Raw genomic sequence first — 13422 nt, 5'->3', positions numbered from 1 at the left:
TGCCTGCACGAAACGTCGGCCACCCGACAAATGTTGCAGTGTGCGTTAAACCGCCCGCAGCACGGATCGTTCCTCAACCGTTTGAGAAGTCGCGGCTTCAGGCGCATATGCAGCCGACCGGTAAGATCGACCATGTAACCCAGTGCAATCAACCGGGCGCCATGGGCGGCGGGCATCGTCGGCGCAGAGCTATTTACAGCCGCGTTAGCGACCATAAGCAGGAGGCAACTCTTTACGGGTCAGCAGTGTTGCTTCCAAGGCCCCAAGGCCATGGTTTGAGTATGAACGGCTTCGCCGATCCCGCTCGATCAATTTTGCTCTGATCGCCGAACAAAGGCCGCCACAGTTGGCCCGGCGTCCTTCACCGATAGCGTCATAAAGCGGACGTCCGCTGGTTGTTCGGATCAATAAGTTCATCCCGCATTCACTGCGAGTTGCGTCGCCTTGCTTGCAAGCGCAATCTTGCGGTCTGCGCGCGACAAATCAACCCGACGGGCAAATCAGTTCTGATTTACGGAAATCATGTCAAGTCAAAAGATTCCGAAAATCAAAAATATTCCTGTTGCCAATCGGCCCAAATCAGTGCGCATCTATCGCCATCCCGTCCTATCAAGAGGGGCGTCGGCCGTCGTCACGACGAGGGACGGGGATGCGGTGGACGCTGAAGTTGCGATTGACGGTCGCGGCTGACGCGTACGGCGAAAGCGTGTGGTCCTGGCGCCCGTAACGGCGTCAAGTCCTGCGGGAGCTAACGCTTCCGAGGGACGACGGTGGCAATAGAGACCGTCTCACCGGGGAGAGCGCGCCATAAGCTGTAAAGCCATTGCGCAGGGAATGTCGGATGCTCTCCGCTGCCCTGTATGCTCGTGTGCAGCATTCTTATGCACAATCGCACACGAGACCGCGGGTGCAGCGCGCATCCGGCATTCCCTGCGCCCTCTGATTTCGAGGGCAAGGAAGTTAATTGCAAACCTCGGGCGCAATGCGCCGCGAGAATGCGAAAGTGTATCTTCCGTCATTGCGAGCGCAGCGAAGCAATCCATGACGCCACGCAAAGAAAGAATGGATTGCTTCGCTGCGCTCGCAATGACGGGAGTGGCTGTTTGAAATTTGAATCCGAAAATTGGACCCGTTCCGATTCAACTGAAACGGAGATGGCTCCGGCCGATGACTCCTAAAACCGCGTCACGATATCCGACAGCGCCGGGCGAGGGCGGTCCTCGGCGGGTTTTGACGGCGTGCCGATATGGATGAAGCCGGCAAGTTTCTCATCCGGCTTCACGCCGAGCCCTTCGAGCACGTCGCGGTCGAACGCGAACCAGCCGGTCAGCCAGTTGGCGCCGTAGCCGAGCGCGGTCGCCGCGGTGACGATGTTCATGGCGCTGGCGCCGGCGGACAATTCCTGTTCCCACGCCGGCACCTTGGGGTGCGGCTTCACAAAACTCACCACGGCGATGACCAGCGGCGCGTCCATCAGCCGGCGCTTCTCCATCTCGATATCGGCTGCCGGCGCGCCCGGATTCTTCCGCGCGAACACGGCTGCGATGACGTCGCCGGCGCGAGCGCGGGCGTCGCCTTCGAACACGATGAAGCGCCACGGCGTCAGCTTGCCGTGATCGGGCACGCGCGAACCGATGGTCAGGATGGTGTCGAGTTCGTCGGCCGAGGGGCCGGGGCCGCTCATCTCGCGCGGTTTGATGGAGCGGCGGAGTTTTAGCAGTTCAAGGGCATCGGGCACGAGCATCTCTTTCGTCGGACAGGATTGGGCAATGGCCTACCACGCAGATAGGGAGGCAAGGAGGCCACCGAAAGCCAGTTTAGATCGATTGTGACGAGCCTTAAGGCTTGCGGGGCGGCATCTTCGCCGCCCGTTCCAGAAGATCCTTCCCGAGGTCTTCCAGGATCTCCCGCGTGGCCAGGAACAGGCTGTGTCCCTGCTCGGTTTCGATCGCCAGCGCGACCACCGTTGGCCGGTTGGGATCCGGGATCAGCTGGTAAGCCCGGATCGGAAAGGCGGGAAGCTCCTGCTCGTCGGTCATCAGGTCTCGAGCCTGGCGCGCTTGACGTCCGGCGGGGTGGCTTCCTCGACCAGCGCCGCCAGCGCCTCGTCGGTCGGCATCACCTTCTGGCCTTCGCTGCCGAGCCGGCGGACCGAGACCGAATGGCTCTCGGCTTCCTTCTTGCCGACGACGAGGAGCGCGGGGATCTTCGCCAGCGAGTGCTCGCGGACCTTGTAGTTGATCTTCTCGTTGCGCAGGTCGATCTCTACGCGCAGGCCCGCGCGCCGCGCCGCGGCGGCGACCACCTTGGCGTATTCGTCGCCTTCGGAAGTAATCGTGGTGACGACGGCCTGCACCGGCGCCAGCCAGAGCGGGAAGTTGCCGGCGAAATGCTCGATCAGGATGCCGATGAAGCGTTCCATCGAGCCGCAGATCGCGCGGTGTACCATGACCGGCACCTTCTTGGAGCCGTCGGCATCGATGTAGAACGCGCCGAACCGCTCCGGCAGGTTGAAGTCGACCTGCGTGGTGCCGCACTGCCAGTCGCGGCCGATGGCGTCGCGCAGCACATATTCGAACTTTGGTCCGTAGAACGCGCCTTCGCCGGGATTGATCGCGGTCTTGATGCGGTTGCTGCCGCTGGCCTGGATTTCCGACAGCACGGTGGCCATCACGCGCTCGGCGTGATCCCACATCTCGTCGGTGCCGACGCGCTTCTCCGGCTTGGTCGAGAGCTTTATGGTCAGCTCACCCTCGAAGCCGAAATCCGCATAGGTCGACAGGATCAGGTCGTTGATCTTGAGGCACTCGTCGGCGAGCTGCGCTTCGGTGCAGAACACATGCGCGTCGTCCTGCGTAAAACCGCGCACGCGCATCAGGCCGTGCATCGCGCCCGACGGCTCATAGCGGTGCACCACGCCGAATTCGGCGAGCCGCAGCGGCAAGTCGCGGTAGCTCTTTAGGCCGTGCTTGAAGATCTGCACATGGCCCGGACAGTTCATCGGTTTGAGCGCAAACCAGCGCTTGTCCTCGGCCTCGTCGCCGGCGGATTGCGCCGCGAACATGTTCTCGCGGTACCAGTCCCAATGGCCTGATGTCTCCCACAGCACCTTGTCGAGGATCTGCGGCGCGTTGACCTCGCTGTAGTCGCCGGTCAGGCGGCGGCGCATATAGGCGATCAGCGCCTGGAACACCGTCCAGCCCTTCGGGTGCCAGAACACCACGCCGGGGCCTTCCTCCTGGAAGTGAAACAGGTCGAGCTCGCGGCCGAGCTTGCGGTGATCGCGCTTCTCGGCCTCCTCGATCTGCTTCAGATAGAGGTCGAGGTCTTCCTGCTTCGCGAATGCCGTGCCGTAGATGCGCGTGAGCATCGGGTTGTTGCTGTCGCCGCGCCAATAGGCGCCCGCGACCTTCATCAGCTTGAACGCATTGCCGACCTTGCCGGTCGAGGTCATGTGCGGCCCGCGGCAGAGATCGAACCAGTCGCCCTGGAAATAGATCTTGATCGGCTCGTCGCCGGGAATGGCGTCGACCAGTTCGACCTTGAAGGCTTCGCCCTTGTCGCGGAACACCTGTTTGGTCTTCTCGCGCGACCAGACTTCCTTGGTGAAGGGTTGGTCGCGCGCGACGATCTCGCGCATCTTCTTTTCGATCGCGGCGAAATCTTCCGGCGTGAACGGCTCGTTGCGGAAGAAGTCGTAATAGAAGCCGTTCTCGATCACCGGGCCGATGGTGACCTGCGTGCCCGGCCACAGCGACTGCACCGCTTCGGCGAGCACGTGGGCGGCGTCATGCCGGATCAGTTCCAGCGCGCGGGGGTCGTCGCGGTTGACGAACTCGATCCTGGCATCGCCCGAGATCGGATCGTTGAGGTCGGCGACCACGCCATCGAGCGCCATCGCGACCGTGCGCTTGGCCAGCGACGGCGAGATGCCCTTGGCGATCTCGAGCCCGGTAATACCTTGAGGAAATTCGCGCCTGGCGCCATCGGGGAAGGTGAGGGTGATTTTTTGCACGGGTTCGGCCGGTTTCAAGTTCGCAAGGCCAAATTGGAATCCCGGTGCGGGTGCATTGCTGTCAGGCATTGGCGTCTCCTTGAGCTCACTCCTGCGAACGAGCGCAGGTAAGCGGGAACAGGCGGTATAGCAGGGGATTCGGCTCCTGCAATCGGGCAATATCAAGAAAATCGGCGGCCCGATCCCTGCGATGACACGTATCCCGCTCCTGTGAGGTCTCTTGCTGGCGACCTGTCCGCCGCCGAAAACCACCGTGCAGGCGATCGGCGCGCGTGACGGCGTCGCGTCGCGCTGACGCGTGAGATGCAAGCGGGCACGACGCCAAAGTTCCACACGGCGCCATCGTGACAAGACCAGGTTCGCGTGCTTCTCTCGCCCGTGGGGAATCCGAGGGGGCATCGTGAGGGTAGGCAATACCGCGGCCTATGCCGCTTTAGCGGCGCTTCAGTTCGCGGCCGTGGGGCTGGCATCGCCGGACAATGCGATCGCTCGCGAGCAGCCAAGCGGCTGCAAGGTCGGTCCGCTGAAGAGCAACAGCGAACTGGATGACCGTGTTGCCGCCTGCACGATCCTGATCGATTCCAGCCGGTCCCCGGCGAAGCTGGCGCTGGCGCTGTCGTACCGCGCGCAGAGCCTCCTCAACCAGAAGAAATGCGACGCGGGCTTTGCCGACCTGATGCGCGCCAAGGACGTCTCGCCCTCCAGGAAGAGCTCTGCCTATTACGATCTGCATTTGTGGATCTCGTACTACTGGCAGCACTGCAAGGGCGATTTCGATCGCGGCATCGAGGTGCTGAACGAAGCCGCTGCGATTCTGCCCCGCGATCCCGCGGTCTATAACCAGCGGGCCAACATGCTCAGCGACAAGGGGGACTACGCGGCGGCGCTTGCCGATATCAACAAGTCGATCTCCCTGATCAACAATGACCCCTATCGCGCCTCGGCCTACAACAACCGGGCGCTGATCCTGAAGACGATGGGGGAGTATGAAAAGGCGGCCGCCGATTTCGGCGTTGCGATCAAGCTTGCGCCCAAGAACGCCAAATATTATGCCAATCGCGGCGATGCCTGGCGTCGCACCGGAAACCTCGAGCGTGCGTTGCAGGACCAGGACCGCGCCATCGAGCTTTACGCCGGCGGCCCCGGCATCGCCCTTGGCCTGACGCTGCGCGGCGAGACGCTGCGTTACATGGGCGAATACGACCGGGCGCTTTCCGACTTCAACCAGGCTGTCCGGATCGAACCGGACTTCGCGCCGGCGCTCACCGGCCGCGGACTGACGTTCGAACGCACCGGCGATCTCGAGCGCGCGAAATCCGAGTTCCGAACGGCGCTGTCGATCAGCGAGAATTCCGGCCGGGGCGACCTGTCGAAATCCGCGCGTGAAACGGCCGAGGCGCGTCTTGCGGCGCTTTCCTCCGGTGTGCCGCAGCCGACCATCCTTCCGGTCCCCATCAGGGCGGCCTCGACGAATTCGGTGCCGACCCCGCCCGTTGCCGTCCCCGTCGTGGCGCCGGCAGCGGCCAAGGCGACGGCGGCAAAACAAGGCCGCCGGGCCGCGCTGATCATCGGCAATTCCGCCTATAAATCGGTAAGGGCGCTCGAGAACCCGGGCCGTGACGCGGAAAAAATTGCGAGCACGTTGCGCGCGATCGGCTTCGACAGCGTCACGGTCGCCATCGGCGTCACGCGCGAGAAGATGACCGAGGCGCTGCGCACGTTCGCGGCGGCCGCCGACAAGTCCGACTGGGCGATGGTCTATTATGCCGGCCACGGAATCGAGGTGAATGGCGTCAATTACCTGATACCGGTCGATGCCAAACTGGCATCCGGCCGCGACGCCCTGTTCGAGGCCATGCCGCTGGATCAGGTGATGGCGGCCATCGACGGCGCCAAGAAGCTCAAGCTCGTGATGCTCGATGCCTGCCGGGACAATCCGTTTGCGAATGCATCAACGGCAACTTCGCCGACGGCTGCCGCCGCGCCGGCGCCGGCTTCGAACGAAGGCGACACGCGCGGCGCGAAGACGCGGTCGGTCGGCCGCGGGCTCGGCGAGGTCAAGGTGCAGGGCGCATCGCTGGTGGTCTACGCGGCCAAGCATGGCGAGACCGCGCTGGACGGCGAGGGGACTATTCGCCGTTTGCCGTCGCGGTCGTGCAGCGGATCGCGACGCCGGGCGTCGAGATCAACAAGCTGTTCCGCCTCGTCCGCGATGACGTGATGGAGGCGACCGCCGGACGGCAGGAGCCGTACACATATGGTTCGCTACCCGGACGCGACGACTTTTTCTTCGTGAACAGGTGACCCGCAAGAGGGAGCCTAAAGAGGGACGCTAATCCGCCATCCGCGTCAGCACGGCCTTGAAGGTGACGCCAGGCAATTGCAGGGCGGTGCCTTCGAAGTCGATCATGCTGCCGTTGTCGGCCCCCTTCAGCGTCAGCGTGACCATGTCGGTCCCGAACAGCGGCTTGAAGGCAGGATCGGGGTTGTGGCGTTGCGTGCTGATCTTGACCTGAATGCCGTCGCCCTTGTCGGTGTAATTGCCGATGAACGCGAATGCCGAATTGCCACCCCGAAGCTTGCCGCCGCAGGCGTAAATCACGCCGGTGCCGGTTCCATGAACCGTATGAAATTCAACCTTGCATAAGCCTTCTTGCAAAATCCATCCCCGGAAGTTGTATTCCCCAATGGCTACACCCTATGGCTCGAGCCCATGCCAAACAATGCTGCACGCCCTAAATCGTCGGGCCATCAACATCACAATTCGATCAGCGGAATTCAGCGGTATGATGGGAAGGTGGAAGTGATGTCAGCGCAAAGCTGCGACCGATTACCGGTTCGCGGGTGACGGCGCGCTGGCGATCCGGGTCAGCTGTGGCGAAGCCGCCATCTTGACCAGCACGTCCTTGACCGGATGCTCGGTCCAGGCCTGCGTGACGTAGCTGCGATGGGTGATGCCGTCCCGCGTCTGCACGAACACGACGCTGCCGGGCCGCAGCGGCCCGTCCATGTTCTCGGTGACGGTGATTCCCTTGTCGCGCAGCATCGACATCAGTTCCTGGTCCCGGCGCTTGGTGTAGCGGGTGTAGGAGCTGACGAAGAAGCCGGAGCGGTTGTTCGCGATCCAGCTGGCGAACTTGTCGAGTTCGCCATAGACGGCGTCGAGCAGGAACACGCCGCGGACGCGGTTGGTCGCGCCACCGACGTCGAGGCTCCAGGCGGTCGGCAGGAAGCCGCCGCTATAGCCGACAATTACGATCGGCATGTTGGCGAACGCCTGCGCCGATTTCGGATCGCCGGTGAGGCGGGCGAGGTGGGTCGCCGACTCGTCCATGAAGCGTTTGAAGCCGCCGGGCTGCCAGAACTTGCCGGCGCTGGAATCGGCGGCGTTCACCGCCAGCTGCGGCGCCAGCAGCACGGCGTTCACACCGGAATCCGAAATCTGCTGCGGCACCAATTGGCGGTCGCGGACATCGCGTTCCAGCGTCGCGCCGTTGCCGTGGAAGAACACCACGATCACGCCGGGCTTGCGGACGTCGAAGGTCTCGGGGACGTGCACCAGCACGCGGCTGTCATTGTAGGTCTCATCCTGCCAATAGACCCGGCCGCCATAGCTGCGATGGCCCTTGCGATCGCCCTTGGTGATGTTGAGGAACGGCGCCTCGGAGCGCGGATTGGTGCCGAAATAGGGGAAGGCGGAGGATTTCATGCTGACCAGCGTGGTCAGTTCTTCGCGCTCGCTCTGGCGCGGAAGCGTCAGCGTGGGATTGAGCGAGGCGACCCTGACCGGCTCGGTTCGCACCTTGCGTTGCGCCGGGGCCAACGCAACTTGCTGCTGTACCTGTTGTAGGCTTTCGCTGGCGGTCGGGAAACGGTCGGCGAATCGCGGCTGCGGGAAGCGGTCTTCAAAACTGTCGCCGGCGGTGGCGTGGGCGTTCGCTGCCAGCATGTCCGCGCTGGGCGCCTTGCCGCATTGAACTAGGACAAAGGACAGGGGTGCAAAAAGCGAAGCGACGGCGACCCAGCGCCAACGACGAGGATGGGCATGCCGGGGCTGAGCATGGCGCTGCGTCGCCGGGGAAATCACCCGGTTCGCGCGATGATCTATCTGGAATTTCGGATCCGCTCCGACCATCCACCCCGTGCCCCAAGGACCACCTGAGAACCACCCAAGATCCACCGTTAACCGGCGTACCTCGATCGTGTTTAGGCGACGTTAAGCTTCCGGAGAAAGCTCCCCACATCCGGAAGTCCCGAGGAGACCATCCAATCGTGTCCTGATTGTGAGCCCCCGCCATCTTGTTTTCGCAATGTCGGGGTGCACTGCAAAGGCCGAAGAGATCGTTGGGTATCTGGATACCCAAATCTCTGCCTGATTTAAATCGTTGTTAACGCTGCTTGAATTGGGCGGCGCCAGCCTGCACCATGAGGGTTCAGGCGTGCGGCGCTGAAGGTACGGTCGAAATGGCGGCATCAGAAACGGGCAGCGCGGCATGGTCCGGCCCGCGTCCCGGCGGCGGCTCGACCATTTCGGTCGTGGTAGCGATCTCCATCGTCGTTGCCGACATGGTCGGCGTTGGCGTCTTCACCAGCCTGGGATTTCAGGTCAAGGACATCCCTTCCGGCTTCTCGATCCTGTTGCTGTGGACCGTCGGCGGTATCGTCGCGCTGTGCGGGGTGTTTGCCTATAGCGAGCTCGGGGCGATGTTTCCGCGCTCGAGCGGCGAGTACAACTTTCTCGGCCGCGCCTTTCACCCGGCCTTCGGTTTTGTGGCGGGCTGGGTGTCGGCGACGGTCGGTTTTGCGGCGCCCGTCGCACTCGCCGCGATGGCGTTCGGCGAATACGGCAAATCGGTCTTTCCGGACGCGCCACCGCTGGCACTCGCCATCGGCGTGGTCTGGCTGGTGTCGCTGGTGCAGCTCACCGGCGTCAGGCACTCCAGCACCTTCCAGTTGATCGCGACCATCCTCAAGGTGCTGCTGATCGTGGCCTTCCTGGTCGCCGGATTTCTGATGGCGACGCCACAGCCGTTGTCGTTCGCGCCGTCGGCGTCCGACTTCTCCCACATCGTCAGCGCGCCGTTCGCGATCAGCCTGGTGTTCGTGATGTATTCGTTCTCGGGCTGGAATGCGGCGACCTACATCATCGGCGAGGTGCACGATCCGGAGCGCAACGTGCCGCGCGCGATGCTGACGGGGACGCTGATCGTGCTGGTGCTGTATGTGGCGCTGAACGCGGTGTTCCTGCACTCGGCGCCGATCGACAAGCTGGCGGGCCAGCTCGACGTTGCCCGCGTCTCCGGCAGTTACATCTTCGGCGAGTTCGGCGGCCGCATCGTCGGCGCGATGATCTGCTTCGGGCTGATCTCCTCGATCAGCGCGATGATGTGGATCGGACCGCGCGTGATGATGACCATGGGCGAGGACATTCCGGTGCTGCGCCCGTTCGCGCGCCGGTCGACCGGCGGCGCGCCGGCCTGGGCCATTCTCTTTCAGCTGACGGTGGCGAGCCTGATGCTGTTCACGCGCAGTTTTGAAGCCGTGCTCGAATTCATCCAGTTCGCATTGTTGTTCTGTTCGTTCTTCACCGTGCTCGGCGTCATCAAGCTGCGCATCACGCATCCCGACCTGCCGCGACCCTATCGCGCCTGGGGATACCCGGTCACCCCGCTGGTATTCCTGCTCGTGACCGGCTTCATGATGTACTATCTTTTGACCGAACAACCGCTGCGGGTGTTCCTTGGTGTTTTGATCATGCTTTCAGGGCTTCTGATTTACGCCGTTTTCCGAAAGCGGGCCGATCCGGGCCCGGTGGCCGCGTCTGCGGGCAGCGAATGAAGATGCACGCCTCGTTGAAAATTGCCTCGTTGAAAATTGCCGCGGTGAGAATTGCCTCGTTGAGAATCGTAGTGCTGGTGGCCGCGATGTTGATCGTGGTGATGTTGCCCGCGCGTGCCGCCGACCCGGCAACCGCCGACGATACCGCCAGGTTTCTCGCCGGCATGATGCCCTCGGCCGACTCGCCGCTGATGCCGCTGACCAGGGAGCCGGCCTGGCAGCGCCACGCCAAATTCTTCGACAATGCGTTCGCGCAGCTCGAGCAACGGCAATTGTCGAAGATCCGCGCCTGGGCGGACAGCAATCTGGCGGCGCCGCGGCCGACCATGTTCTACATGTTCTCGGGGCCGGACTTCCTCTATGCCAACGCGTTCTACTCAAAGGCGTCGACCTATGTGCTGAGCGCGCTCGAGCCGCCGGGCTCGGTGCCGGATCTGACGAGACTGCCGCGCGGCGGCGTCGGCGCCGCGCTCCACAGCGTGGAACGTTCGCTGAGTTCGATCCTGAGCTTCAGCTTCTTCATCACCAAGCAGATGAAGACCGATCTGAGTGCCGGCCAGATCAACGGCACCTTGCCGGTCCTCTATGTGTTCCTGGCGCGCTCGGGCAAGACCATCCGCAGCGTCACGCCGGTGGCGCTGGACGACAAGGGCGCGGCGTATTTCGGCAACGAGAACCCCGGGCCGAACGCGGTGCGCGGCACGCGCATCGTCTTCGCCGGCAGCGACGGCGCGGAAAAGACGCTGTATTATTTCTCGACCGATCTTTCCAATTCCGGCGTCAAGGTCACGGGCTTCCTGAAGTTCTGTTCGACGCTGGCGCCCGGCAACAGCCTGATCAAGAGCGCGTCCTATTTGCTGCACTTTGGCAATTTCACCACGGTACGTGATTACATCCTCGCCAACAGCGCCACCATCATCCAGGACGATTCCGGCGTTCCGCTTCACTACTACAGCCCGAAGAAATGGCGCTTCTTTCCGTTCGGCCGTTATGCCGGCCCGATCGACGAGTTCCCTGGACGATATCAGCAATCCTATGCCGAGCTGTTCAGGCGCGCGCAGCCGATGGATTTCGGTATCGGCTATCGCTGGCGCACGCATGAATCCAACCTGCTGCTGTCGGTCAGGTTGCCCGACGACGGCTCTGGCAGCCAGGAGACGTCATCGGCCGAGCCGCCACCACCGCCGCCGCCGCGTCCCAGAAAGCCGCGTCCGCCGGCGCCGATCGAACCGCAGCCGAGAGGCGGGTTCTTCTTCTGGCGCTAGCTCGTTCGGCTTGATTTCAATGTGTCGTGTTCACTCATCACGCAGCGCTACGGCGCGTTGACGCCCCGCCATCGGCCGTAGCGCCACGGCAGATACCATCGCGCGTCCGGCGGTTTTACGATCGGGACGTTGTCGATGCCGGACGTGCCCCAGGGCTGACAGCGTAATATCCGCGCCAGCGTCATCCATCCCCCGCCCCAAAGACCGAAGCGCTCGATGGCCTCGTCGCCATAGACCGAGCAGGTCGGCAAATGCCGGCAGTTGTAGCCGACCAGCGGCGACAGCGTGTGACGATAAATCCAGATCAGGCCGCGCCCCGCGTTGCGGGGCAGGCGCCGGACCGTCGTGGCACAATCCATGCAGTGTGATTTGGTGCAATGTGATTTTGTGCACTGTGATGACGGCATGAATGACTGTTCCATATGGCTTGCCCGAATGATCTCCGTACTCTTGCGGGGTTCCACGGTAAGGAACTGAACATACGCAGATATTTACGCCACAGTTGGAAATTATCCGATGGTTTATTGGCGATGCAGCAAAGGTACTATGGACGCTCGCAAGGCGCACGGTTACCTTTTTCATAACGCCAGCATGACAGAATCATGTGGCGTTGAAGTGGGGCCATTGCCGTTGCTCGCCGTTAGGGCTTGGGGGAAGGAACCAAATTGAGGTTTGTGACGTCGGCTAAAATTCGCGGCCTGGCGCTGCTCGGTGCCACCGCCCTTTGTATCGCATTGCCTGGCGAGATCACGACGCCGGTCAACTCGGCGCACGCCGGCGTGTCCCTCGAAGAACGCAAACTGCCGATGCACTTCAAGTGGGTCGCATGCCAGCCGGACTGCAAGGGCTGGGTCTCCGCCGTCGGCATCGTCACCGCGGACAGTCCCAAAGCATTCGAAGAGTTCGCGCGCGATCGCCAGCTTGGCGGCGCCACCATCGTGCTCGATTCCAGCGGCGGTTCGGTCAACGATTCCATTGCGCTCGGCCGCAGGTTCCGTGCCCTCGGCGCGCTGACGACGGTCGGCACCACCGTGCGCACGCAGACGGCGCAGGGCGAACGCGTTCATGTCGTTCCGGAAGCCTATTGCGAGTCGATGTGCGTGTTCCTGCTGCTGTCCGGCAAGACGCGTTATGTGTCGCCGGCCTCCCATGTCCGCGTGCATCAGATCTGGATGGGCGATCGCGCCGACGACGCCAAGGCGGCAAGCTACACCGCGCAGGACCTGATGATCGTGGAGCGTGACATCGGCCGGCTCGCCAAGTTCACCTTCGACATGGGCGGAACCGGCGATCTGTTGTCGCTCGCGCTCAGCGTGCCGCCGTGGGAAGATCTGCACAAATTGTCGGCCGCCGAATTGCGGCTGACCAACCTCATCACGACTGACGCCGCGGCCGACGTGCTGCCGCGTGACTCATCGACGCCGGTTGCCGAACTGAAGTCCAAGCCGACGCAGGATCGCTTCGTCAGCTCCGCGGTCGAAGAGCAGGCGCCCGTGCATCCGGCGAAGTCGACCAAGACCGCCGAAGCTGCGGTTCCCACCGGTGGCACCGCCGCGCCGGCGCAGACTCAGCCGCAGAAGTAGCTTCAATACCAGCCGTCATTCCGCGGCGATGCGCAGCATCGAACCCGGAATCTCGAGATTCCCCGATGCGCAATGCGCATCTGAGGTTCACGCTTCGCGTGCCCCGGAATGACGGAGAGGGTTTTCTGCTGCGCCTACGCCGGCTGCTTCGCCCTGGCCTCGATCTGGCCGATGGCATCGACCACGGCATCGAAGGTCAGCATGGTCGAGGCGTGGCGGGCCTTGTAGTCGCGCACCGGCTCCAGCAGCGCGATGTCGGCCCATTTGCCCTGCGGCGGCTGGCCGTTTTCCTTCAGCATCTTGCGCACGGTCTCGCGCAACTCGCGCAGCTCGCTCGCGGTCGAGCCGATGACATGGCTTGCCATGATGGAGGAGGAGGCCTGTCCGAGGGCGCAGGCCTTCACGTCATGGGCGAAGTCGGAAACCACCGGCCCGTCCATCTTGAGGTCGATCTTGACGGTGGAACCGCACAGTTTGGAATGGGCGGTGGCGCTGGCGTCGGGGTCGGGGAGGCGGCCCAGACGGGGGATATTGCCGGCCAACTCGATGATGCGCTTGTTGTAAATGTCGTTCAGCATGGAGCGAGGTCTCGGGCCCGTGGGCGGAACCGCCCTTGGCGGCAGGGTTTCACCGTCCTATATATGGACGGTCATGGCGGAAATACAGTCCGGCCATATTGCCACGGCGGCCTGATTGGAAGCCAATTCTACCCCGGTGGTGC

Annotated in this window: 11 protein-coding genes; 4 read left to right on the top strand and 7 right to left on the bottom strand. The window is 63.1% G+C overall.

The features are described from left to right. Positions 1-1174: 1174 nt before the first annotated feature. The 3 genes from JQ575_RS26965 to thrS form a co-directional block, all read right to left on the bottom strand. Entirely contained in the window at positions 1175-1738 is a 564-nt protein-coding gene (locus tag JQ575_RS26965) for a nitroreductase (RefSeq protein ID WP_212036150.1), read from the bottom strand. Between the two features lie 100 nt (positions 1739-1838). Further along, a complete protein-coding gene (locus JQ575_RS26960) occupies positions 1839-2039 on the bottom strand; it encodes a hypothetical protein (RefSeq protein WP_192734009.1) in 201 nt (66 codons plus the stop codon). Then, complete coding sequence (gene thrS / locus JQ575_RS26955; RefSeq protein ID WP_212036149.1) at positions 2039-4084, bottom strand: threonine--tRNA ligase; 2046 nt, start codon at positions 4082-4084, stop codon at positions 2039-2041. The genes JQ575_RS26960 and thrS overlap by 1 nt, the downstream gene beginning before the upstream one ends. A 331-nt stretch (positions 4085-4415) precedes the next feature. Here thrS and JQ575_RS26950 point away from each other — a divergent pair, with 331 nt between their 5' ends. Beyond that, positions 4416-6236 carry a caspase family protein gene (locus JQ575_RS26950; protein WP_212036148.1) on the top strand — a complete coding sequence of 607 codons (1821 nt, stop codon included), beginning with the start codon at positions 4416-4418 and terminating at the stop codon, positions 6234-6236. 111 nt (positions 6237-6347) lie between these two features. Here JQ575_RS26950 and JQ575_RS26945 read toward each other — a convergent pair whose 3' ends face one another. Both JQ575_RS26945 and JQ575_RS26940 read right to left on the bottom strand, forming a co-directional pair. Further along, positions 6348-6674 (bottom strand): GrlR family regulatory protein, encoded by a 327-nt coding sequence (locus JQ575_RS26945; protein ID WP_212036147.1) that lies wholly within the window; start codon positions 6672-6674, stop codon positions 6348-6350. Positions 6675-6845: 171 nt separating this feature from the next. Beyond that, the gene (locus JQ575_RS26940; protein ID WP_212036146.1) at positions 6846-8150 is read right to left on the bottom strand and encodes an alpha/beta hydrolase; all 1305 of its coding nucleotides are present in this window, start codon (positions 8148-8150) and stop codon (positions 6846-6848) included. Positions 8151-8479: 329 nt separating this feature from the next. On the opposite strand from JQ575_RS26940, the gene JQ575_RS26935 reads away from it, so the two are divergent. Together JQ575_RS26935 and JQ575_RS26930 are read left to right on the top strand one after the other, a co-directional pair. Further along, a complete protein-coding gene (locus tag JQ575_RS26935) occupies positions 8480-9853 on the top strand; it encodes an APC family permease (protein WP_212036145.1) in 1374 nt (457 codons plus the stop codon). An 86-nt stretch (positions 9854-9939) separates the two neighbouring features. Next, a complete protein-coding gene (locus JQ575_RS26930) occupies positions 9940-11118 on the top strand; it encodes a hypothetical protein (RefSeq protein ID WP_212036214.1) in 1179 nt (392 codons plus the stop codon). 47 nt (positions 11119-11165) lie between these two features. Here JQ575_RS26930 and yidD read toward each other — a convergent pair whose 3' ends face one another. Beyond that, the gene (yidD, locus tag JQ575_RS26925) at positions 11166-11477 is read right to left on the bottom strand and encodes a membrane protein insertion efficiency factor YidD (RefSeq protein ID WP_212036144.1); all 312 of its coding nucleotides are present in this window, start codon (positions 11475-11477) and stop codon (positions 11166-11168) included. Positions 11478-11783: 306 nt separating this feature from the next. On the opposite strand from yidD, the gene JQ575_RS26920 reads away from it, so the two are divergent. Beyond that, the gene (locus tag JQ575_RS26920; RefSeq protein WP_249166915.1) at positions 11784-12701 is read left to right on the top strand and encodes a hypothetical protein; all 918 of its coding nucleotides are present in this window, start codon (positions 11784-11786) and stop codon (positions 12699-12701) included. 134 nt (positions 12702-12835) lie between these two features. On the opposite strand, the gene JQ575_RS26915 is transcribed toward JQ575_RS26920, so the two are convergent. Next, positions 12836-13279 (bottom strand): iron-sulfur cluster assembly scaffold protein, encoded by a 444-nt coding sequence (locus JQ575_RS26915; protein WP_192734002.1) that lies wholly within the window; start codon positions 13277-13279, stop codon positions 12836-12838. Positions 13280-13422 lie beyond the last annotated feature (143 nt).

The organism is Bradyrhizobium sp. JYMT SZCCT0428, assembly GCF_018131075.1.
Classification (GTDB): domain Bacteria; phylum Pseudomonadota; class Alphaproteobacteria; order Rhizobiales; family Xanthobacteraceae; genus Bradyrhizobium.
The sequence above is the reverse complement of the archived record's forward strand: the minus strand, read 5'-3'. Positions and strand labels throughout refer to the sequence as shown.

Coding starts and splice junctions, on each gene's coding strand:
- JQ575_RS26960 (WP_192734009.1), bottom strand. CDS start 2,039: ATGACCGACGAGCAGGAGCTTCCCGCCTTTCCGATCCGGGCTTACCAG.
- thrS (WP_212036149.1), bottom strand. CDS start 4,084: ATGCCTGACAGCAATGCACCCGCACCGGGATTCCAATTTGGCCTTGCG.
- JQ575_RS26940 (WP_212036146.1), bottom strand. CDS start 8,150: ATGGTCGGAGCGGATCCGAAATTCCAGATAGATCATCGCGCGAACCGG.
- JQ575_RS26935 (WP_212036145.1), top strand. CDS start 8,480: ATGGCGGCATCAGAAACGGGCAGCGCGGCATGGTCCGGCCCGCGTCCC.
- JQ575_RS26930 (WP_212036214.1), top strand. CDS start 9,940: ATGTTGATCGTGGTGATGTTGCCCGCGCGTGCCGCCGACCCGGCAACC.
- yidD (WP_212036144.1), bottom strand. CDS start 11,477: ATGGATTGTGCCACGACGGTCCGGCGCCTGCCCCGCAACGCGGGGCGC.
- JQ575_RS26915 (WP_192734002.1), bottom strand. CDS start 13,279: ATGCTGAACGACATTTACAACAAGCGCATCATCGAGTTGGCCGGCAAT.